This window comes from uncultured Amphritea sp. (assembly GCF_937127095.1).
Classification (GTDB): Bacteria; Pseudomonadota; Gammaproteobacteria; order Pseudomonadales; family Balneatricaceae; genus Amphritea.
Map to the genome: position 1 here is coordinate 105,153 of NZ_CAKZLP010000008.1, position 21,295 is coordinate 126,447.

18 protein-coding genes are annotated in these 21,295 nt (G+C 46.2%); 17 read left to right on the plus strand and 1 reads right to left on the minus strand.

Features of this window, described 5'->3' with window-relative positions:
- Positions 1-29 precede the first annotated feature (29 nt).
- The 8 genes from eno (at position 30) to rpoS (ending at position 7,145) form a co-directional block, all read left to right on the plus strand.
- Positions 30-1,325 (plus strand): phosphopyruvate hydratase, encoded by a 1,296-nt coding sequence (eno, locus tag Q0499_RS01660; protein ID WP_299195323.1) that lies wholly within the window; start codon positions 30-32, stop codon positions 1,323-1,325.
- A 110-nt stretch (positions 1,326-1,435) separates the two neighbouring features.
- Entirely contained in the window at positions 1,436-1,729 is a 294-nt protein-coding gene (gene ftsB / locus Q0499_RS01665; RefSeq protein WP_299195370.1) for a cell division protein FtsB, read from the plus strand.
- 17 nt (positions 1,730-1,746) lie between these two features.
- The gene (locus Q0499_RS01670) at positions 1,747-2,799 is read left to right on the plus strand and encodes a tRNA pseudouridine(13) synthase TruD (RefSeq protein WP_299195325.1); all 1,053 of its coding nucleotides are present in this window, start codon (positions 1,747-1,749) and stop codon (positions 2,797-2,799) included.
- A complete protein-coding gene (gene surE, locus Q0499_RS01675) occupies positions 2,799-3,548 on the plus strand; it encodes a 5'/3'-nucleotidase SurE (RefSeq protein ID WP_299195327.1) in 750 nt (249 codons plus the stop codon). The genes Q0499_RS01670 and surE overlap by 1 nt, the downstream gene beginning before the upstream one ends.
- Positions 3,545-4,213, plus strand: a complete 669-nt coding sequence (locus Q0499_RS01680; protein ID WP_299195329.1) for a protein-L-isoaspartate(D-aspartate) O-methyltransferase — start codon at positions 3,545-3,547, stop codon at positions 4,211-4,213. The genes surE and Q0499_RS01680 overlap by 4 nt, the downstream gene beginning before the upstream one ends.
- Positions 4,214-4,238: 25 nt before the next feature.
- Positions 4,239-5,177 (plus strand): DUF368 domain-containing protein, encoded by a 939-nt coding sequence (locus Q0499_RS01685; protein ID WP_299195331.1) that lies wholly within the window; start codon positions 4,239-4,241, stop codon positions 5,175-5,177.
- A gap of 3 nt (positions 5,178-5,180) precedes the next feature.
- Positions 5,181-6,068, plus strand: coding sequence for a peptidoglycan DD-metalloendopeptidase family protein (locus Q0499_RS01690; RefSeq protein WP_299195333.1), 888 nt, complete (start codon positions 5,181-5,183; stop codon positions 6,066-6,068).
- A gap of 72 nt (positions 6,069-6,140) precedes the next feature.
- Entirely contained in the window at positions 6,141-7,145 is a 1,005-nt protein-coding gene (gene rpoS / locus Q0499_RS01695; protein WP_299195334.1) for an RNA polymerase sigma factor RpoS, read from the plus strand.
- A gap of 164 nt (positions 7,146-7,309) precedes the next feature.
- Here the strand turns inward: rpoS and mutS are convergent, their stop codons facing one another.
- Positions 7,310-9,904 (minus strand): DNA mismatch repair protein MutS, encoded by a 2,595-nt coding sequence (gene mutS / locus Q0499_RS01700; RefSeq protein ID WP_299195336.1) that lies wholly within the window; start codon positions 9,902-9,904, stop codon positions 7,310-7,312.
- A 517-nt stretch (positions 9,905-10,421) separates the two neighbouring features.
- Here mutS and Q0499_RS01705 point away from each other — a divergent pair.
- The 9 genes from Q0499_RS01705 (at position 10,422) to wecB (ending at position 21,293) form a co-directional block, all read left to right on the plus strand.
- The gene (locus tag Q0499_RS01705) at positions 10,422-10,790 is read left to right on the plus strand and encodes a hypothetical protein (protein ID WP_299195338.1); all 369 of its coding nucleotides are present in this window, start codon (positions 10,422-10,424) and stop codon (positions 10,788-10,790) included.
- Between the two features lie 64 nt (positions 10,791-10,854).
- On the plus strand, positions 10,855-12,573 hold the full coding sequence (locus Q0499_RS01710; protein ID WP_299195340.1) for a polysaccharide biosynthesis/export family protein: 1,719 nt from the start codon (positions 10,855-10,857) through the stop codon (positions 12,571-12,573).
- A 65-nt stretch (positions 12,574-12,638) separates the two neighbouring features.
- Entirely contained in the window at positions 12,639-13,430 is a 792-nt protein-coding gene (locus Q0499_RS01715) for an ABC transporter permease (protein WP_299195342.1), read from the plus strand.
- Complete coding sequence (locus Q0499_RS01720) at positions 13,427-14,107, plus strand: ABC transporter ATP-binding protein (RefSeq protein WP_299195343.1); 681 nt, start codon at positions 13,427-13,429, stop codon at positions 14,105-14,107. Before Q0499_RS01715 ends, Q0499_RS01720 begins: the two co-directional genes overlap by 4 nt.
- A gap of 14 nt (positions 14,108-14,121) precedes the next feature.
- Complete coding sequence (locus tag Q0499_RS01725) at positions 14,122-15,210, plus strand: chain-length determining protein (RefSeq protein ID WP_299195345.1); 1,089 nt, start codon at positions 14,122-14,124, stop codon at positions 15,208-15,210.
- Positions 15,211-15,480: 270 nt separating this feature from the next.
- Positions 15,481-17,340 (plus strand): hypothetical protein, encoded by a 1,860-nt coding sequence (locus Q0499_RS01730; protein ID WP_299195347.1) that lies wholly within the window; start codon positions 15,481-15,483, stop codon positions 17,338-17,340.
- Complete coding sequence (locus Q0499_RS01735) at positions 17,337-19,805, plus strand: hypothetical protein (protein WP_299195348.1); 2,469 nt, start codon at positions 17,337-17,339, stop codon at positions 19,803-19,805. Before Q0499_RS01730 ends, Q0499_RS01735 begins: the two co-directional genes overlap by 4 nt.
- 19 nt (positions 19,806-19,824) lie before the next feature.
- Entirely contained in the window at positions 19,825-20,166 is a 342-nt protein-coding gene (locus tag Q0499_RS01740; protein WP_299195350.1) for a hypothetical protein, read from the plus strand.
- A complete protein-coding gene (gene wecB, locus Q0499_RS01745; RefSeq protein WP_299195372.1) occupies positions 20,166-21,293 on the plus strand; it encodes a UDP-N-acetylglucosamine 2-epimerase (non-hydrolyzing) in 1,128 nt (375 codons plus the stop codon). The genes Q0499_RS01740 and wecB overlap by 1 nt, the downstream gene beginning before the upstream one ends.
- The last annotated feature ends 2 nt before the right edge of the window (positions 21,294-21,295 follow it).

The window sequence follows — 21,295 nt, forward strand, 5'->3', positions numbered from 1 at the left end:
GAATACCTATACTATTTGGAGTTTAGTCAATGGCACAGATTGCTGACATTAAGGCCCGTGAAGTTCTCGATTCCCGTGGTAACCCTACCGTTGAAGCGGATGTGATCCTTGCGTCTGGTGTGATAGGTTCTGCCTGTGCACCGTCAGGTGCGTCTACCGGCTCACGTGAAGCCCTTGAATTGCGCGATGGCGATAAAAGCCGCTATCTGGGTAAAGGCGTTCTGAAAGCGGTTGGTGCGGTGAATGGCGTTATCCGTGAAGCCCTGATCGGTATGGATGTGACCGATCAGCGTGCGCTGGATAATAAAATGCTTGAGCTGGACGGCACCGAGAACAAAGAGAATCTGGGGGCTAACGCTATCCTGGCGGTGTCTCTGGCTGCTGCGAAAGCGGCCGCAGTTGTTAAGGGTATGCCATTGTACGCGCACATCGCTGAGCTTAACGGCACTGCGGGTCAGTTTTCACTGCCGCTTCCGATGATGAATATCCTCAACGGTGGCGAACACGCGGATAACAACGTTGATATCCAGGAATTTATGGTGCAGCCGGTTAACTTTACTAAGTTCTCCGATGGTCTTCGCTGTGGTGCTGAGATTTTCCATGCGCTGAAGGCAGTACTGAAAGCCCGTGGTCTGAGCACCGCTGTTGGTGACGAGGGTGGTTTTGCGCCTAACCTGGCCTCTAACGAAGAGGCGCTGGTTGTCATTCAGGAAGCGATCTCAAATGCTGGCTATGAGCTGGGCAAAGATGTCACTCTGGCGCTGGATTGTGCTGCGTCTGAGTTCTATAAAGATGGCAAGTACGACCTGTCTGGCGAAGGTAAAGTGTTTGATGCTGAAGGCTTTAGTGACTACCTGGCTGCGTTGACCGAAAACTACCCGATCGTCTCTATCGAAGACGGTCTGGACGAGTCTGACTGGGATGGCTGGGCGTACCTGACGAAGAAGATTGGCGGTAAGGTTCAATTGGTGGGTGATGATCTGTTTGTGACCAACACCAAGATCCTCAGCCGGGGTATCGAACAGAATATCGGCAATTCCATTCTGATCAAATTTAACCAGATCGGTTCTCTGTCTGAGACGCTGGATGCTATCAAGATGGCTAAAGATGCTGGTTTTACCGTGGTTATCTCGCACCGTTCAGGTGAAACCGAAGATACCACTATCGCTGATCTGGCAGTCGGTACAGCTGCCGGCCAGATTAAGACCGGATCGCTGTGCCGTTCCGACCGTGTCGCTAAGTACAACCGTCTGCTGCGCATCGAAGAAGAGCTGGGTGCGGACGCTGTGTACAACGGCCTGTCTGAAATTAAGGGTCAGGGTTAATTTTAACCTGATCTATGGAATACTAAGGGGGCTAAACGCCCCCTTTTTTGACTATATACAGAGTAGAGTGCTGTCGGACTGTGTTTCGCCTGAGTTTATTTCGTTCGATTATGTTGTTGCTGCTGATCAGTCTGATCGGGCTGCAGTACCGGCTATGGTTTGGCGAAGCGAATCTGGCTGAAGTTCAGGCGCTACAGCAGGAGATTGAGCGGCAACGGGCCGAAAACGACCTTCTGGTAAATCGAAACCATCAATTAGATGCTGAGGTGAAAGACCTCAAGCAGGGACTTGATGCGCTGGAAGAGCGAGCCCGAAATCAGTTGGGAATGGTGAAGGAGGGTGAGTCCTTCTTTCAACTGGTCCCGGCGTTGCCAGGTAAGCCACCGGCCGATAGCGGTCAGTAACGGAAACCCTAGCGTTAATGAACTTTCCAACCGAGTTAAACTATCTCTACGGTGAGCCTGCCAGTCGTGCAGTTATCCGAACTGAAGCCGATGATTTCCAGGTCACAGAAGATCTCTCTTTTGAACCGGAAGGCAGCGGCGATCATGTGTTTCTTTATATTCGTAAAACCGGTGAAAACACCGATTGGGTTGCCCGGCAACTGGCACATTTTTGTCAGGTCAGTCCTAAAGAGGTGGGCTACGCCGGCAAGAAAGACCGCCATGCGGTGACTGAGCAATGGTTCAGTGTGCATCTGCCGGGGCGCTCTCCTTTAACCTGGTCGCTGTTTGAAACCGATACTATCAAAGTGCTGAAGGCGGTTAAGCATACCCGCAAGCTGAGATTGGGAAGCCTTAACGGCAATCGCTTTCAGATTCGCCTGCGTCAGGTGACAGAGCCCGCGGCATTGTTAAGCCGGGCGGAGCAGATTCGCGCCGGCGTACCTAACTATTTTGGTGAACAACGCTTTGGTCATCATCAGGGTAATCTTTCCAAGGGCGCCCTGCTGATAGCGGGTAAACTGAAAGAGCGGCAACGGCATAAGAAAGGCCTGTATATCTCTGCGGTGCGCTCATTTATGTTTAATCAGCTGGTGTCCCAACGTATTGGGCAGTCTTTTTTTGCTCAGCCAATGCCGGGGGATGTATTGATGATCAACGGCAGTCAGAGTTGTTTTTCCTATGATGTGGAGGATGAGACTATTCTCAGCCGCCTTGCATCTGGTGATCTGCATCTGACTGCAGCGATGTGGGGTCGGGGTCGTTCAATCTGTTCTGCTGATGCAGCGGCCTGGGAGAGCGAGCAGTTAGCACCCTGGCAGGAGCAGTTAGAAGGGCTGGAGCGTCTGGGTCTGAATCAGGAGCGTCGCTCAACCCGACTGATGCCCGCTAATCTGACCATCGAGCAGGAGGCTGAAGATCAGTTTCTGCTCGCCTTTAATCTGCCTGCCGGAAGCTTTGCCACCAGTGTTCTCAGAGAGCTGGCTCAGGTGACCTCCGCGTCAGGGCAACAGGAAGCGGAGGTCGAGTAATGCGACTGTTACTGTCAAACGATGATGGGGTTTACGCTCCGGGGCTGGAAGCGTTAGCGCGAATTCTGGCGCAGGATCATGAACTGGCGGTGGTCGCGCCTGATCGTAACCGCAGCGGTGCAAGTAACTCGCTGACGCTGGACCGTCCCCTTGAAGCGCACCATCATCAGAACGGTTTTATTGGTATTAACGGTACGCCGACTGACTGCGTTCATCTGGGGATCGGCGGTATCTACCATGAACCCCCCGATATGGTGATCTCAGGCATTAACTGTGGCTCAAATCTGGGCGATGATGTTATCTATTCCGGAACGGTTGCTGCTGCGATGGAGGGACGTCATCTGCACCTGCCGCCTATTGCGGTTTCGTTGGCGGGAAGCAGTCCGGTTCATTATGATACTGCAGCAGAAGTGGTGCGGCAGCTGATCAGAGATATCCGTGGATTGGTGCTGTCACCGCGCACGGTATTAAATGTAAATGTGCCTGACCTGCCACTGAATCAGTTGAAAGGGATCCATGTCACCCGTCTGGGTCACCGGATGGTGGCTGATGCTCCGGTTGAGTCTATCGACCCCCGCGGCACGCAGCGTTTCTGGATTGCCGGTGCGGGTGTTGCGGCGGACTGTGGGCCGGGAACCGACTTTTTTGCGGTACAGTCCGGCTATGTTTCAATTACACCGCTGAATATCGATATGACACAGTATTCCGGTATGGATAATCTGAGTAACTGGCTTGAGGATTTAGAGTGAATAAGTTGCAGTTGCAGGGGATTGGGATGACCTCCCAGCGCACCCGCGGCAGACTGGTGGAGCGGCTCAAAGAGCAGGGTATTACCGGTCAGCAGGTGCTGGATGTTATGGGGAATACCCCGCGGCATATTTTTATTGATGAGGCGTTGTCCCATCGTGCCTATGAAGATACGGCGCTGCCGATCGGTTTTAATCAGACCATCTCGCAGCCCTATATTGTTGCTCGAATGACCGAGATTCTGCTGGCGGGTGGCCCGCTTGAACGCGTGCTTGAGGTGGGTACAGGGTCGGGTTATCAGACGACTATCCTGGCGCAGCTGGTGGATAAGGTCTTCAGTGTTGAGCGGATTAAACCGTTACAGGAAAAAGCCCGGCAGCGTTTCTCCCTGCTGAAAATTCACAATGTGTCGTTGAGACACAGTGATGGTGGAATGGGCTGGGCTGACCGGGGGCCATTTGATGGCATTATGGTCACGGCGGCCCCGGAGCAGGTGCCCCCAGAGCTGTTAGCACAGATGAGCGTGGGTGGCCGGCTGGTTATTCCGGTTGGCGGCACCCAGAATCAGCAACTTAAACTGGTTATCCGGGTCACAGAAACAGAGTACGAAACAACGGTACTGGAAGGGGTTAAGTTTGTGCCTCTGTTAAGCGGAACGATACGCTGAACTGATCAATGCAACGGAATATTGAATGACTACGAAGCGTACAACCCGGGAGTATCTGGGGCTGTTTTTTAAGGGCGTCATGATGGGCGCTGCAGATGTCGTGCCCGGGGTGTCCGGGGGGACTATTGCGTTTATTACCGGTATCTATGAAGAGCTGATCAATACCATCAAAGGGTTTAATCTGGGGGCTGTCAAAGTGCTGTTTAAGCAGGGGCCTGTGGCGTTCTGGCAGCACGTTAACGGTACTTTTCTGGTCGTACTGCTGGCGGGTATTGTTGCCAGTATCGCTACGATTGCCGGGGGGGTGTTGTTTCTGCTGGCAAACTACCCGATTCTGTTGTGGTCGTTCTTTTTCGGTCTGATTCTGGCGTCGGTATGGTTGGTGATGAGTCATATCGATAAATGGGATATGAATCTGATCTCCAGCTTTATCATCGGCTCAATTGTGGCGTATATCATTACCAGCTTTGCGCCGGTCAGTGTTGAGCCGACTGCATTAATGGTTTTTTTATCGGGTGCAATTGCGATCTGTGCGATGATTTTACCCGGTATCTCTGGTAGTTTTATTTTGCTGTTGCTGGGGATGTATGCGCATATTTTGTCTGCAGTGAAAGGCGCTGACTTTCAACTTATCGGTTTGTTTATGCTGGGCTGTATTGTCGGTATTATGAGTTTTTCCCGGCTGCTGAGCTGGATGTTCAGCCACCACCGGAAAGTGACTCTGGCATTGCTTGCAGGATTTATGCTGGGGTCGCTGAATAAAGTCTGGCCCTGGAAATATACTCTGGCCTATAGCATTAACCGTCATGGAGAACAGGTGCCGCTGCAGCAGGATAATGTTCTCCCCTGGCATTTTGAGAGCATCACGGGTCAGCCTGCTTTTCTAGTGTGGGCGATTGGGCTAACGCTGGTTGGTATCGCAATTGTCGTTGTTATGGAGCGTTATCAGACCGCCAAGGAATAGATTATGCTGAGAGCAGTTGCAGATCTCCTCAAGGCACCGGTATTTATTGTCGGTGTACTGATGTTGTCTGCCTGCAGTTCAACCAGTGTCTATTCGCCGGTGGACGAACGCTCAATCAGCGGACGGCATGCGGTAAAAATCGTCAGTAGTCAGACGCGCTCCGACCCCTATAAGCCAGGTCATTATAAGGTGCGCCGGGGGGACACTCTCTATTCAATTGCATTTCGTTATGGGCTGGATTTCAGGCAGCTGGCCCGTAGCAACGGTATCAGTGATCGCTACGAGATCTACCCTGGCCAGACTCTGGCTCTAAAAGAGACTCCTCCGCCTCCCCGCAGTCAGCAGTCAGCGCCCGTCGCTAAACCCGCAAAGTCCACCATAGCGACAAAACCCGCAACTCAGAAGATACCTGCCGCTGTAAAAAGACCCGTGCCGACGCCCCCGGCGAACGCTAAAACTAAGCCTGTTACGCCACCGCTGATTGCTAAAAAGCCGCCAGCGGCGGTGGCTGAACGAACATTAGAGTGGCGCTGGCCGGTGACAGGCAAGGTTATTCAGGGCTTTAGTGATAAGGGTGTTGTGAATAAGGGGATCAACTTGGCAGGGAGTAAAGGCGAGCCGGTTTTTGCAGCCGAGTCAGGCAAAGTCGTTTATGCAGGAAGTGGTTTGCTGGGGTATGGAAACCTTGTCATTATTCATCATAATGAGAAATTTTTGAGCGCGTATGCGCATAACAGTCGCATTCTGGTGAAGGAAAATGATAAGGTAAAAACAGGTGACAAAATTGCCGAAATTGGTAATAGCGGAGCCGCCCGAACAATGCTGCATTTTGAGATTCGCAGAGATGGACAGCCTGTGGATCCGATGATGTATCTGCCGCGTAAAAGATGAACAAATTATTGATTGTCACTATGAAGTAACTAATAACAATCTATAAAAACCAGGTTACTCGGGAATAAAACAATGGTAAATGTTGAAAATAGTGAGCAGGAACTGGATGCGGTTTCCGTTGATATGGATGATGCGGATGTTGACGATTCAGATGTTGACAATGTAGCTGATGACGAACCGGCGTTTCTCAACAGTGGCCGGGGCAAGGGCAGTATGGCCCATAATGACCTGCTGAATGCTAAATCGTTGGATGCAACCCAGTTATATCTGAATGAGATCGGTTTTTCCCCGTTGCTGACCGCTGAGGAGGAAGTTTATTTCTCCCGTCGTGCGCTGAAAGGCGACGAGGCCTCGCGCAAACGGATGATTGAAAGCAATTTGCGGCTGGTGGTAAAAATTGCCCGTCGCTACATCAATCGTGGGTTGACGCTGCTTGATCTGATTGAAGAGGGTAACCTCGGTCTGATTCGTGCAGTTGAAAAGTTTGACCCTGAAAGAGGTTTCCGCTTCTCTACTTACGCCACCTGGTGGATCAGACAAACAATAGAACGGGCGATTATGAATCAGACCCGGACTATCCGCCTGCCGATCCATGTGGTTAAAGAGCTGAATGTCTATCTGCGTGCCGCCCGTGAACTGGCCCAGCGGCTGGATCATGAACCAACCGTTGAAGAGATTGCAGCGGCGGTCGACAGACCGGTCGAGAATGTCGAGAAGATGTTCGGCTTGAATGAACGAGTGACCTCCATTGATGTTCCGGTGGGTAAAGATTCAGATAAGATGTTGCTGGATACAATTGCTGATGAGGAGTCATCAGATCCGGAAACGTTGCTACAGAAATCGAATATCAGCGGAAACCTGGAAGGCTGGCTGGGAATGCTGCCGGAAAAACATGCTGAAGTGCTATCCCGTCGTTTTGGACTCAGAGGTTATGAGATGAGTACGCTGGAAGAGGTGGGTAAAGAGATCGGCCTGACCCGTGAACGGGTGCGCCAGATACAGGTTGAAGCGCTGCGCAAGTTACGCGAGATTGTTGAACGTAACGGCCTGAGCGGTGAAGACCTGCTTAAAGGCTAGCTGTTTGCCGATAGAGATAAAAAAAACCGGGCTGAGATGCCCGGTTTTTTTGTCTGCGTTTTCTCACTGCGTCGGATTTTCTGTAAGACTCTTTGCTGTAAAGCTCTTCGCTGGAGAGCTCTTTGCTGTAGAGCTCTTTGCTGCAGAACTCTTCGCTGCAGAGCTTAGCGCCGTTCGGCTTCTTTTTTCAGGCTGTAGATAAGCTCCAATGCCTGTCTGGGTGTCAGGTTGTCCGGTTCCAGCGCCTGAAGCTGAACCAGAGCAGGGTGGGGACGTGGAGCAACAAACAGATCATCCTGTACCGGAGGAGGTTGGCGGCGCTGTTCAGTCTGGCCGGCGTCCTCTTCCAGTTGAATCAGCTTCTGCCGCGCACGGCTGATAACATTCCCCGGCACGCCTGCCAATTGCGCAACCTGCAAGCCATAGCTCTGACTGGCAGGCCCTTCCTGAACCTCATGCATAAAGACAATGTGATCCTGATGTTCCATCGCCGTCAGATGAACGTTGAATACTCCCTGGCAGAGCTCTGGTAGTACGGTCAGCTCAAAGTAATGAGTAGCAAACAATGTCATCGCTTTGACTTCGTTGGCCAGGTATTCCGCTGCAGACCAGGCCAGGGATAAGCCGTCGAAGGTGCTGGTGCCGCGTCCGACTTCATCCATCAGCACCAGGCTCTGTTCGGTTGCGTTATGCAAAATATTAGCGGTTTCTGTCATCTCCACCATGAAGGTCGAACGGCCTCCGGCGAGGTCATCAGACGATCCCATACGGGTAAATATCCGGTCGACCAGACCAATGGTCGCGCTTTGCGCCGGGACATAGCTGCCGATATGGGCGAGCAGGGTAATCAGAGCGGCCTGGCGCATATAGGTGGATTTACCGCCCATGTTCGGACCGGTGATAATCAGCATCTGCCGCTCGGGTGAGAGGCTGAGATTGTTGGCGACAAAAGGATCGTCCAGCACATCTTCAACCACCGGGTGTCGTCCACCGCTGATCTGGATTTGCGGCTCTTCAGTCAGGGTCGGCGCAACATAATCAAGGCTGTCTGCCCGTTCGGCAAGGTTGCAGAGGACATCCAGCTCAGCCAGTGCCGCTGCACTGTCCTGCAATTCGGCGAGCTGTTCGGCAAGGGTTTCAACCAGCGCCTCATAGAGGACTTTTTCCCGGCCCAGCGTCCGGCTTTTTGCACTCAGGGCTTTATCTTCAAACGCTTTCAATTCCGGGGTGATATAACGTTCAGCATTTTTCAGTGTCTGACGGCGAATATAGTCTACCGGCACTTCTGCCTTCTGTGCTTTGCCTATTTCAATAAAATAGCCATGCACCCGGTTGTAACCCACTTTAAGCGTTGGGATGCCAGTGCGCTCCCGTTCACGGGTTTCCAGCTGCACCAGGTAATCACCGGCGTTCTCGCTTAGCCCCCGCAGTTCGTCCAGTTCTGCATCATAACCGGTGGCAATTACGCCGCCATCACGAATAACGACAGGTGGATTCTCAATGACCGCACGATTTAGCAGGTCGCAAAGTTCCGGGAAGGTACTGGCCGTTTCAGCCAGGGTTTTGAGTAAGGTGGGTTGAGTCGACGCTAATTGGTCCTGAACCTCAGGTAACACTTGAAACGCGTTTTTTAATCGTTCAAGGTCTCGTGGGCGGGCAGAACGCAGGGCAACCCGTGCCAACACCCGCTCAATATCACCGATCTGCCTCAGCGGGGGAGATAACGGTTCAAAGCGGTAATCACTGATCAGCCACTGCAAGGCAGCCTGACGAGATTGCAGTGTATTACGGCAACGCAGCGGTCGATTGAGCCAGCGTCTTAGCATACGACTGCCCATCGGCGTGGCGGTTTTATCAATCACCGCAGCCAGGGTATTTTCGCGTCCGCCTGCAAGGTTAATGTCGATCTCCAGGTTTTTGCGGGTGGCGGCATCCAGAATCACACTTTCATCGCGTTGCTCGAGAATCAGACGACGAATATGCGGCAGTGCGGTACGTTGAGTATCCTTTGCATATTGCAGCAGACAGCCGGCAGCCCCCAGAGCCACTGGCAGATGGTCACAGCCAAAGCCGGTCAGGTCTTTGGTCTGAAACTGCTGGCACAGCAGACGTTCAGCGGTTTCACGTTCAAAGTTCCAGGGGGCCTGTGGACGCAGCCCTTTGTATCCCTGCAACTGGCTGGCAAGGTTATGACCATCGTTAAAGAGGATCTCTGCAGGTTTAATGCGTTCCAGTTCACCGTGAAGCGCTTCTTCACCACTAACCTCAAGCAAACTGAATCGTCCGGTACTGATATCTACAATAGCGATACCATAGCGTTGCAGGTCGGTATTCACCGCGATCAACAGGCTGTCACGACGCTCATCCAAAAGCGCTTCATCACTCAGCGTACCAGGTGTGACAATCCGCATCACCTTCCGCTCAACCGGCCCCTTGCTGGTAGCAGGATCGCCAATCTGTTCGCAGATCGCCACCGACTCACCCGCACGTACTATCTTCGCAATATAGCCATCAGCCGAATGATAAGGGATCCCCGCCATCGGAATCGGCTCACCAGCAGACTTGCCCCTGGCCGTCAGGGAGATATCCAGCAGCTGAGACGCTTTCTTCGCATCATCAAAAAACAGCTCATAGAAATCCCCCATCCGATAGAATACCAGCTGATCAGGGTGGTCGGCCTTGATTCGCAGGTACTGCTGAATCATGGGTGTATGATCGGACTTAATCGCTGCTTTGGAAGTGTCTGTTTTATGGCTCATTTTAATTCTATTGTTGTTTAATAGCGGATAGCTGAATGTTTCATTAGATTAAAGTGTCTGGTGCTTAGCTATGCCTGCCTGATTCGAGGCAGAGATGTTTACCGAACAGAAATAACAGCAGTTTACCAAAAATACTGATTCCTGTTGGTAGAGATTGATGGTTTACAGCAGGTTTTATAATCAAGCCATTATTAAATACGCTGAAATGGGGGCTGCGGTAGCTGAACTCATGCAGTATGAGTGGCACAGGCTTGGTTCATTTATCTTAGGGGTAAAGCGACCCAGGAAGAAATTCGCCATTGGGTGAAATTGTGTGTGCTGAGGAACCGCTCTAAATTCCGCTTTGAGGAGGATGAGAGGCCGCTTTCTGGTTGTAAACACGACTTAAATAGGGTGTCGTTTTGTCTCTGAAGGCAGATACTCAGGTCAGCAATATAGTAGTTGCTCTGAGACATGTAAGTTGGCGTGATAATATTGTATGATCTTGGCCTGTAAATTTTGTTATGGATAGTGATTGATGAAGCTGAATAACTCCCGAATAGTCAACTCCACAGCTGTGTTATTTTCAGTGGTTTTTTTAACAGCATGTACATCACAACCGTTGCATAGATCAGGAGAAGTGTCATCTTCTCCTGAAGTTGGCTTCGAGAATGTTCTGCCCGCGGACGTGAATGAAATCCTGGCGGGTAATCAACAGGACCTGTCTCTTCTTATCTCTTCGGGTAGCCTGCAAGGCAAAAATCTGACGGCTGGTGCGACATATTTTGCAGCCAGTGGGCGCTTCTGTCGTAAAGTTGTGATCAGCGATGACCTTTCGAAAGAACGTTTTGTTGCCTGCACTGATCCTGAATCCACTCGATGGGAATTGATTTCGGTCGCCATCTGATTTTCGCGGGGTTGATACCCAGATAACTATAATCGTTAGTTATAACGTTAAATGGAATTCATTGATGAATTTTTACAGTACAAGTCTTAGCACCGTTATTCACAAAGGTTTTGTCGCAGGGGTTGCCCTGTTGATATCGGGTTTGGCCAGCGCCGCTATAGAAAATGCCGGTGATCTTGATCCTGCTGTTCAGCAGTTAATGAACGGGGGTTCTAATGCACCGCAGGTGCAACAAAATATTGATTGGAAGTCCGGGACTTATGGTCAGTTAGGCTCTAAAGAAGTCATCAGTTCTGATGATATCCGTCCTTTCGGTAGTCAGTTATTTGATGGTGGTTTTAGTGGCTTGCGATCAGATGGCCTAAACTCAGATTATAAAGTCACTCCGGGGGACCAGGTTGTTCTGCGTATCTGGGGTGCGATAGAGATGGAACGGGTGTTGCCGGTTGATGCTCGTGGTAATGTTTTTATACCGACTATAGGCCCTGTCAGAGTTCAGGGGCTTAGCCATAAAGATCTTGATACCCGAATTCGCGGCGCTGTTCGAGCTATCTATCCAGAAAACGTCAATGTTTATACCCAGGTGCAGGGCGTCCAGCCGGTGGGTGTATTTGTCACAGGTTTTGTCTCCCGTCCCGGTCGTTATGCGGGTACACCGAATGATTCCGCTATCTACTTTCTTAATCAGGCCGGTGGTATTGATGACCTAATGGGAACCTATCGGGCGATTAAGGTTATTCGTAACGGTAAAACGATTGAAACTATCGACCTTTATGATTTTTTATTGAATGGCCAGATGGCACGACCTCAGTTTCGTGATGGTGATACCCTGGTGGTCGGTGAACGGAAAGCGTCTGTAGTTGTGACCGGCGATGTTGAGCGTTCATATCGATATGAGCTTGCAAAGAGTGAGATGACAGGCAGTGCTCTGATTAAATTGACGCATTTGAAAGCGGGTGTTTCCCATGTATTGTTACGCGGAGATCGCAACAGCGGGCCTCTAACCGGATACCTGTCATTGGCAGACTTCGAACAGCAGTCACTGCAAAATGGCGACGAAGTTATTTTGAGTATTGATAAACGCTATGACACGATCGTTGTTGAGATAGAGGGAAGTTTTTACGGGCCATCCCGTTACTCCCTGCCCCGCGATATTATGTTACAAGACTTTCTTGATTCGATCGCAGTGCCCAAAAATATTACTGATACAACCAGCATCTCTATGCGTCGTGAAAGCGTCGCGTTGCGGCAGAAGGAATCTTTAGATGAAAGCCTGCGACGTCTGGAGGCAACCTATCTAGGCGCATCTTCCGCTACCTCGCAGGAGGCCAGTATCCGTGTTCAGGAAGCGGAGCTTATCACTAAGTTTATTGCCAGGGCTTCCAAAGCAGAGCCTAGTGGTCGACTTGTTGTCGCCTCTAATGACCATATAGCGAATATTCGTTTACAGGATGGTGATGTAATTACTATACCTGAAAAGTCAGACTCGCTGCTTATCAGCGGCGAAGTTCTGGTACCTCAGTCTGTTGTGTTTACATCCGGGAGAAGTGTTGCTGACTACATTGATGGTGCGGGAGGTTTTAGTACTCATGCAGATAAATCAAAAATCCTGATAGTGCGACAGAATGGTGAGGTGCGTGATGCTGGAGATGTGTCTTTAAAAGCGGGTGATGAAATTCTGGTATTGCCTGTCGTACCAACCAAAAATTTACAGCTGGCGACCAGTATCTCTCAAATTTTATATCAGATAGCGGTGGCTACTAAAGTAGTTACAGGTCTTTGATTAGAGAGTTTTACAGTAGAATCATATTATGACTGTAATTATTCAACACCTAATGGAGTAGTTCATTGTTATCACCTCGTACTCCCTGGCAGGTAACCCGTGCGGTATGGCATGCGCTGTTTATGCGTGAGGCATTAGCGCGGACGACATCAAATCGTATGGCCTGGTTCTGGATGTTACTGGAACCTATTGCTCTGGTCGCGATGATGGTAGGAATACGGTCTGTTATATCCAGCGGTCAACACAATATAGGTGGTGTTCACTTTATTCCGTGGTTGATTTGCGGGCTATTCAGTTTCTTTCTGTTTCGCGAGAATATGATACGTTCAATAGGCGCTGTTAGTGCATATAAAGGGCTGTTTTCTTATCGCCAGGTTAAACCGATAGACCCTGTGTTTATTCGTTGTTATTTAGAAGGGATGCTAAAAAGTTTTATTTTTATGCTCTTTATTATCGTCGGACTATTACTTGAAATTGATTTGTTTCCAGCAGAGCCGTTGGAGGCTTTGTTTGTTTGGTTGCTTCTTTGGATGCTGGGATTAGGAGCAGGATTAACATTGTCTGTTCTGTCCGATTTAGTTCCTGAGATTGGGAAAATTATCAACCTCACATCGATGCCACTAATATTGATTTCAAGTGTAATGATCCCTTTGAATTACTTACCACACCAGATACAGCGTTATCTGATATTAAATCCAATCGTTCATGGTGTTGAGAGCCTCAGAGTTTGTTTTTTTGATTCGTATCGTGCGATTAATGGCATTAGTATTGTCTATTTAAGTATATGGGCATTGGGGCTGGTTTCATTGGGACTTTTATTACACTTGCGTTTTGCTGTGAGGCTGAAAGCTCAATGATCAGTATTCGTAATATTTATAAACGCTATCATAATCATCATGGCAGTGATTGGGTATTAAAAGATATTAGTATTGATATTCCCACCGGGGTAAGTGTCGGCCTGCTAGGACGAAATGGGGCAGGAAAATCTACTTTGTTGCGCATAATCGGAGGGATGGATACCCCGGATAGGGGCGAAATAATAAGGGATTGCAGTGTTTCCTGGCCAATAGGAATTAGCGGTGGCTTTCAGGGGTCTATGACGGGACGACAGAATGTGAAATTTGTAGCGCGCGTACATGGCTCCGGAAAAGATATTGATCGTATCATTAACTTTGTTGAAGAATTTGCTGAGATAGGAAAAGCATTTGATGAGCCTGTCAAAACGTATTCAAGTGGTATGCGAAGCAGACTGTCGTTTGGCTTATCGCTAGCGTTTGATTTCGATGTTTTTTTGTCCGATGAGGCTACCTCTGTAGGTGACCGTGCTTTTAAAGAAAAGGCAACTAAGGCATTTAAAGATCGTGTTGGTCAGGCAGGTTTGATAATTGTTTCGCATGCCGAGGCTATCTTAAAGGATCTGTGCCAAGCCGGAATTTGGCTTGATGAAGGTAAAGCTTATTGGTTTGATGATATTAATGAGGCTATATCTGCATACCACGAGAGCACCGATAAACAAACCGTTAAAGCTAAGTGAGATAGAAGGCTGTAATGAAATTATTTTTTAGGCAACAACCATATTGGCCCCTGTGCATGCTTTTAATCGTTATTGTTTCTGGCTACTGGAGTTTATGGGCAACTGACCGTTATGTTTCAGAAAGTAATATTGTCTTAGAAAGCCCCCAAATATCTGTGCCAGATTTGAATTTTTCTTCATTGTTAGGTGGTGGAGGCGGAGGGGGTGGCGATATGCTGCTTTTACGCGATTATCTATTGTCTGTCGATATGCTTCGTAAAATAGATAAAGAGCTTGGACTCCGAGAACACTATTCTAATCATAGTGTGGATTTCTTTTCCCGTCTTCGATCAGTTGATATTCCAATTGAGGATCTACATGAATATTACTTAAATCATGTGTCAGTTGAGTTTGATGAGTATGCTCAGGTATTACGCATTAAAGTTGAGGCATTCAGCCCGAAAGTTTCCTTAGATATATTGTCAATGTTACTGCGAGAGGGTGAAGCCCATATGAATGCGATGGGGCAACGTCTAGCTGCAGAGCAGGTCAGATTCCTTGAATTACAAGTTGCTGAGTTAAACGATAATTTTCATAGTGCCAGAAAGGATCTCATAAATTATCAAAACCTGAATGGTTTGATTTCTCCAATAGGAAGCGTGGAAAGTATAAGTGCTGTTGTTGCGCAGCTTGAAGCAAAATTGGCGACGCTTCAGGCAGAGAAAACTATGATGGCAAGCTATCAAAGTGAAACTTCACCGGCAGTGATTAGAATCGAAAGTGAAATTTCTGCTTTGCATCAGCAGATAAAAAAGGAGAGAGCACGCATGGCGCAACAGTCAGGCAATGCTTTAAATACTCTGTCAGCTGAGTATCAGACTCTGGAACTAAAGGTTCTGTTTGCACAAGAGAGCTACTCCGGTGCGTTGGCTGCGCTACAGACTACGAGAATAGAGGCGGCACGTAAGCTTAAACAAGTTTCTATACTGCAAAGCCCGACTCTGCCTGAATATGCAGTACAGCCCCGGCGGCTATATAACATAATAGTCTTTATGGTTATTAGTTTATTTGTAACTTTAATAATGCATATGTTGGTATTGATTATCAGAGATCATAGAGATTGATTGTTATTAGTGTTTTCGACACAGAAAATGAGGTCTGATGAAATTTGGAACAAAGACTGAATTTTTTTCAATATCTATGTGATTAAAGAGCGTTATCATTTGTAAACTTTCATTGTAGAAGCTTAAAGTTGTTTTGAATGATATTTTAAAACTGAAACGCGTATGGCTTTAATATAAATACAAAGCGTTACTTGTATCAGGCAATTACAATGCAGTTGAATAATGTTTTTTAAAATGAGTCATTGTGCCGGTGTCAAAAGAGTAAAAAGTATGGCTAATACGTATGATGAGGACAGTTATAAGATGAATGTTGTGTTGAGTATAACAAACACTTCAAGATGGAATGTCTTAGTAGATCTCATCGAAGGTCATAAAGTCGAAGGCTTTGCGGGTGCAAAAGTCTCTCTCGAAGATGGTATTTATGGTTCGTATAACACATTACTTATTAGGGATGTATGTTCCGTTGATCAATTAACTGAAATAAGTAATAACAGCGCTGTCAATACCGTTATAGTATTTTACCAGCAAGCTGAGTATTACTTGGCAGAGGCTGTCCGGCTTGGAGCATCGTTAAGTCGTTGTGCCGAACACTGGCAATCGTCTACGAATTATCTATTAAAAATTCAACGGAAAAACCGCGCTCACATAAAACTGGTCAATATTGAGCAAACGCTTGCCGCCCAAAATATATTTAGCGAACAGTTGGTTAATTTACATGTGAATACAACTGATAAGCCAGTCGCTAGTTTTGAACAGGATGTGTCGTTAATAGCAGCCTGTCAATATGTGGCTCAGGAGTCAGGGCTGTCGCAATTAAATAACCTACTGCAGGCTTCCGGTTTATTATTACAGGTGGATAATAAAGTCTTATTAGAAGTAGAGCGCATAGTTGAGGGGTATGTTGACGAAGCGTCTAAAGCCACTCAGGTATCACATGAATTGGAAGTGGTTATTGCTGAGAAAAATATATTTCAGAAAGATCTAAAGGCTGCTAATGAAAAAAACAATGAATTATTGAAATTATATAATGAAGTTGAACAGGCCTATAGGGATCAGCTTATTGTCCTAAATAGTAAGCTCGCTGATCATGCTGATAGACTGAATGTATTTTCAGAAGATAAAGACCTTCTGCTTTCACAACTGCATCAAGTGCAAGAAGAACTAGAGAAAAATGTTATAGAAAAAAATAAAGTGTTGCGTGATTTAGATGAAAGCATAAACGAATGTGATAGCCTGCATACGAAGCAAAAAGAGTTAGTTGCCCAGTTAAATGAGAGTGAAAACGAGAAGGTACGACTGCTATCACAGTTAAATATCGTTCAGGATGAGCTTAAAAAATATTCGATAGAAAAGGATGCCTATGTAGCGACACACAAAGCTGAAAAGCTAAAGCTGCAGCACTTATTTGAAAAAATGGAATGCGACACAAAAGACACTAATGCAAAGTTACTTGAAAAACTATCAGAGAAAGCCAGCGCTCACGATGAGCTGAAAATACAAAATCAGCAGCAAGAAAATAAGCTTAAAGGGATAGTTGAAGAAAATAGCCTGCTCCTCTTGCAATTACATAAGGTGCAAGAGGATTTAGAGCGACTATTTATTGAAAAAAAAGATACGCATATTAAGCAGAAACAATATCAGCGAGAGATTATCAAGCTTGAAAATAAGTTGCGAAATACAACAGCAGATTTAGCCTCGAAAAATTATCGATTAGATCTTATATTACAAGATGTAGATGAAATGAAACGTTCCGTTTTTTGGAAAACAGGTGCCCCCGTCCGTGTAGTGGCAAGCATGTTGAATAAATCCAAAAAACAGAGAATAAAATTAGAGAAAGAAATTGAGTTGATTCTATCGTCTGAGTTTTTTGATGCGCAATGGTATTTAGAACAATATCCGGATGTAGCTGAATCTTCGATAAGTCCCGCTGAACACTATTTAATATACGGTGGTTCAGAACAGCGTTTTCCCGGACCACTTTTTAGTGGGGTATGGTATACGGAAACTTATCCTGATGTTGCAGAGTCTGGAATCAACCCTCTATTACATTATATTAAATTTGGTAAAGCAGAAGGACGTACAGCCTCAGTGAAATTGCTAGAGAACCTTTCTAAGAGGGAAGAGGTATGAGTATTCGACTAGCTCAACCCTATTTTGTATGGTTAGGTGCAGGAGAAGCAGAAGCAACTGAGTATTTAGATCAGTTTTTAATGCAGCATCCAGAAGGATCTGTTGCTTTGATTGAGGCGAGGGAGCCTGCAGTAGAAAAGTTACATCAGAACTATGCTCAGTTGAAAAACGTTGCTGTTGATGGTGTAATTTTAGATATAGAAACAGGTATATCTACCTGGTATGCACTCAATTTACCCGAGTTTAGTAGTTTGCAGCAGCCCACAGGTTTAGTAGCCCTATTCCCTGGAATTGCTATTCAGAGCATAGAACGCGTAAATACCTTGGCGATCGATCAATATATTAAGGGTCTTAATCTGGCAAAAGACCAGCCTAATCATTTGTATATAGATATACCAGCTCAAGTAGGGAGTCTTGTTCGGCAATTGCTTTCGCATCAACAGTTACATTTTTTTTCTACATTATATTTGACATCAGGTATTGAGTCATTATACGAAGATGATGAAATCCTCGCGAATGTAAAAGATTTTTTAGCTGGTCAGGGATATGAGCTTATAACGACGGATAATACCGATCCTGATATGCCGTTAATGTGTTTTAAGCTCAATCCACTTTGGCAAGCACTCTGTACTTCTCAAGAAAACCTTAAGAGAGCAAAACTTGACCATACATACCTTTATCAACAATTTGAACTTGTCACCGAGCAGCTATCAAGGAAATCTATTGAGCTAAATGAGGCTGTAGAATTAGTTGAGAAGAAAGAACTTCAGTTCAGCGAGGAGATGCTAGAAATAACATCACAGCAAACTGAACAAGAAAAAGGTGTTACTAAGTTAAGAGAAGAACTTGATGCTAAGGCTGCGCTGATTTCAGAACAGAAAACAAAACTAGATGTTGCTAACAAACTAATTGCAGAGAACAGCTCTCTGCAAGCGGAACAGACAAAGCAAATTGAAGAGTTAACAACAGCGCTTGAATCTAGGGCTACACAGATTGCAGAGCAACAATCGCAACTAGTTACCGTTAACAAAGAGATAGCAGAGAGTAAATCGCAACAAGCAGAGCAGGCGAAACACGTTGAAGAGTTAACCGCAGCGCTTGAGTCTAAGTCTACGCAGATTGCAGAACAGCAAGTTACCGTTAACAAACTAATTGCAGAGCATAGCTCTCAGCAAGCGGAACAGACAAAGCAAATTGAAGAGTTAACAACAGCGCTTGAATCTAGGGCTACACAGATTGCAGAACAGCAATCGCAACTAGTTACCGTTAACAAACAGATAGCAGAGAGTAAATCGCAGCAAGCAGAGCAGGCGAGGCACGTTGAAGAGTTAACTGCAGCGCTTGAGGCTAAGGCTACGCAGATTGCAGAACAGCAATCGCAACTAGTTACCTTTAACAATCAGATAGCAGAGAGTAAATCGCAGCATGCCGAGCAGGCGAAATGCGTTGAAGAGTTAACCGCAGCACTTGAAGCTAAAAGCGCACATATTAATTCTCAACGCTCACAACTGGATATATATGATAAACAATCAGTTGCAGATAGCGAAAGTATAAAGTCACTACAAGAACTATTGATGTTGAATCAAGCCCAGAATGATAAGTTCACCTCTCTAGAAGAGAAACTTAATCAGATGATGGGAGTGCAAAGTCAGCAACTCCAGCAGGCAGCTAATGCGCTAGGGCAACACATAACAAAGAGTATCAACACGGGTACTCAACAGTTAGAAGCTTACATAGGCGTGCAAAGATTATTGGAACTCGGCGAAACCCCTTTGACTTATCACGGTTGGAGTATTAATCCTGACTTAGCATTAATCCTGGCGGATAAAGTCAAAAATAACAACTATGATCTCATCATTGAGTTTGGATCAGGAACATCAACGATATTGTTCGCTAAATCTGTAATGCAGCATTGTACAAAAATTTCTAGCCCTAAAACTCAGTTATCAATAGCGGATCAGAAAGTTGATGATGAGCAGATGAGCTATTTTGAACCTGAAAATTATGATCTGCCTAAACGAATTGTTAGTTTTGAGCAGAATAAACAAAATTTACAAGAAACTGAAAATAGTTTAAACCAGCAAGGGCTATCAAAAGCTGTAGATCTTGTTTTCTCGCCTTTGGTTGATATGACAATTCAGGGTGATGATTATCTATACTATAATTGTAAGGCTAAGCTTAAAAAATTAGCAGAACTTTACAGCGATAGGAATGCCCGCATCTTAGTATTGATTGATGGGCCGCATGAGCAAGAAAACACGCTAGCTCGTTATCCTGCAATACCTCTACTACACAAGTATTTATCTTCTCATCAGTTAGATATAGTGTTGGATGATTATAATAGAGAAGGTGAACGGCAGGTTTCAGAAGATTGGTGTAATTTTCTCGAGAAAAGGAAAATGAACTTTAAAAAATCAATATTGCCTTGCGAAAAGGGTGCATTATTGATTTCTATCAACTCTTAATAATATTTGTGAAGAAATAATGGACATAGTTAATGCTGGTGAAAAGAAAACTCTTGTGCAACAAGCGAATCATCTATTTAGAGAAGGCCGTTACGCTGATGCTTATCCGCTATATGTAAAAGCTGCAGATCTATATGGTGAAAAAAACTTTAAAGCTAACTTGATTTTGTGTGACAAACTGAAAAATGCAGAGTCTGGCCAAACCTTTAAATATAGTACAGATAGTGCAGCAATTGAATTGGTTACCAGCAGTATTGCAGAATCCACAAACAAGCAGTTAGTAAATACGCAAAAGCTTCTTGAATACTATTTCCAACGCTGCGAAGAACTAAAATATAAATTGATGGATGCAAACTTATGATCAAGGTACTAACCGTTTTTGGTACTCGGCCAGAGGCGATAAAAATGTCACCTTTGGCGCTACAGTTGAATGAGGATAATCGCTTTGACGCCAAGGTGTGTGTGACGGCACAGCATCGCGAAATGCTCGATCAAGTGCTTGAACTGTTTGAACTTAAGCCCGATTATGATTTGAATCTGATGAAGCCAGGTCAGGATTTATCGGATATTACTACAGGGATTTTATTGGGCTTGAAATCAGTACTTAATGAATTCAAGCCTGATATAGTGCTTGTGCACGGAGATACCGCTACCACTTTTGCGGCAAGCTTAGCCGCATACTACCAGCAAATTCCTGTCGGTCATGTCGAGGCAGGTTTGAGAACTGGTAACATATATTCACCGTGGCCTGAAGAAGGTAACCGCAAATTAACGGGTGCTCTAGCAACTTTTCATTTCGCACCAACTGCAACATCTGAAAATAATTTATTACGGGAAGGTATTGCAGCAGAAACTATTCATGTGACGGGCAATACCGTCATTGATGCGTTGTTGGATGTAGTCAAAAAGTTAGAGGATGATTCCCTTCTTCAAGAGAAGTTTGCTACATGTTTTCCTTTTATAGATGATAGTAAAAAGCTAATCCTGGTGACAGGGCATCGTCGTGAAAGCTTTGGTGGTGGGTTTGAACGTATTTGTCAGGCTTTAGCTGAAACAGCTAAACGGCACCCTGATATACAGGTAGTTTATCCCGTTCATCTTAATCCTAATGTACAAGAGCCAGTGAATCGACTGCTTGCAGGCGTCGATAATATTAAACTGATTGAGCCTCAGGATTACCTGCCCTTCGTTTATCTGATGAATCGCGCGCATATTATCTTAACGGACTCTGGAGGTATTCAAGAAGAAGCTCCGTCCCTTGGGAAACCAGTCTTAGTCATGCGGGATACCACTGAACGTCCGGAAGCAGTAGATGCTGGTACTGTAAAGCTAGTCGGAACTGATGTGAATAAAATTGTTGAGGGGCTAGAAAGCTTGCTAACAGATGAAAGTGCATATCAAAGTATGAGTTTTGCGCATAATCCTTACGGCGATGGTGAGGCATGTAAGTGCATTATTGAATCACTATACGATAATCTCAAAAAGTAAAA

Bases quoted from the DNA above. Each gene is read 5' to 3' on its own strand.
- eno (WP_299195323.1), top strand. From the start codon at position 30: ATGGCACAGATTGCTGACATTAAGGCCCGTGAAGTTCTCGATTCCCGT.
- ftsB (WP_299195370.1), top strand. From the start codon at position 1,436: ATGTTGTTGCTGCTGATCAGTCTGATCGGGCTGCAGTACCGGCTATGG.
- Q0499_RS01670 (WP_299195325.1), top strand. From the start codon at position 1,747: ATGAACTTTCCAACCGAGTTAAACTATCTCTACGGTGAGCCTGCCAGT.
- surE (WP_299195327.1), top strand. From the start codon at position 2,799: ATGCGACTGTTACTGTCAAACGATGATGGGGTTTACGCTCCGGGGCTG.
- Q0499_RS01685 (WP_299195331.1), top strand. From the start codon at position 4,239: ATGACTACGAAGCGTACAACCCGGGAGTATCTGGGGCTGTTTTTTAAG.
- Q0499_RS01690 (WP_299195333.1), top strand. From the start codon at position 5,181: ATGCTGAGAGCAGTTGCAGATCTCCTCAAGGCACCGGTATTTATTGTC.
- rpoS (WP_299195334.1), top strand. From the start codon at position 6,141: ATGGTAAATGTTGAAAATAGTGAGCAGGAACTGGATGCGGTTTCCGTT.
- mutS (WP_299195336.1), bottom strand. From the start codon at position 9,904: ATGAGCCATAAAACAGACACTTCCAAAGCAGCGATTAAGTCCGATCAT.
- Q0499_RS01705 (WP_299195338.1), top strand. From the start codon at position 10,422: ATGAAGCTGAATAACTCCCGAATAGTCAACTCCACAGCTGTGTTATTT.
- Q0499_RS01710 (WP_299195340.1), top strand. From the start codon at position 10,855: ATGAATTTTTACAGTACAAGTCTTAGCACCGTTATTCACAAAGGTTTT.
- Q0499_RS01720 (WP_299195343.1), top strand. From the start codon at position 13,427: ATGATCAGTATTCGTAATATTTATAAACGCTATCATAATCATCATGGC.
- Q0499_RS01725 (WP_299195345.1), top strand. From the start codon at position 14,122: ATGAAATTATTTTTTAGGCAACAACCATATTGGCCCCTGTGCATGCTT.
- Q0499_RS01730 (WP_299195347.1), top strand. From the start codon at position 15,481: ATGGCTAATACGTATGATGAGGACAGTTATAAGATGAATGTTGTGTTG.
- Q0499_RS01735 (WP_299195348.1), top strand. From the start codon at position 17,337: ATGAGTATTCGACTAGCTCAACCCTATTTTGTATGGTTAGGTGCAGGA.
- Q0499_RS01740 (WP_299195350.1), top strand. From the start codon at position 19,825: ATGGACATAGTTAATGCTGGTGAAAAGAAAACTCTTGTGCAACAAGCG.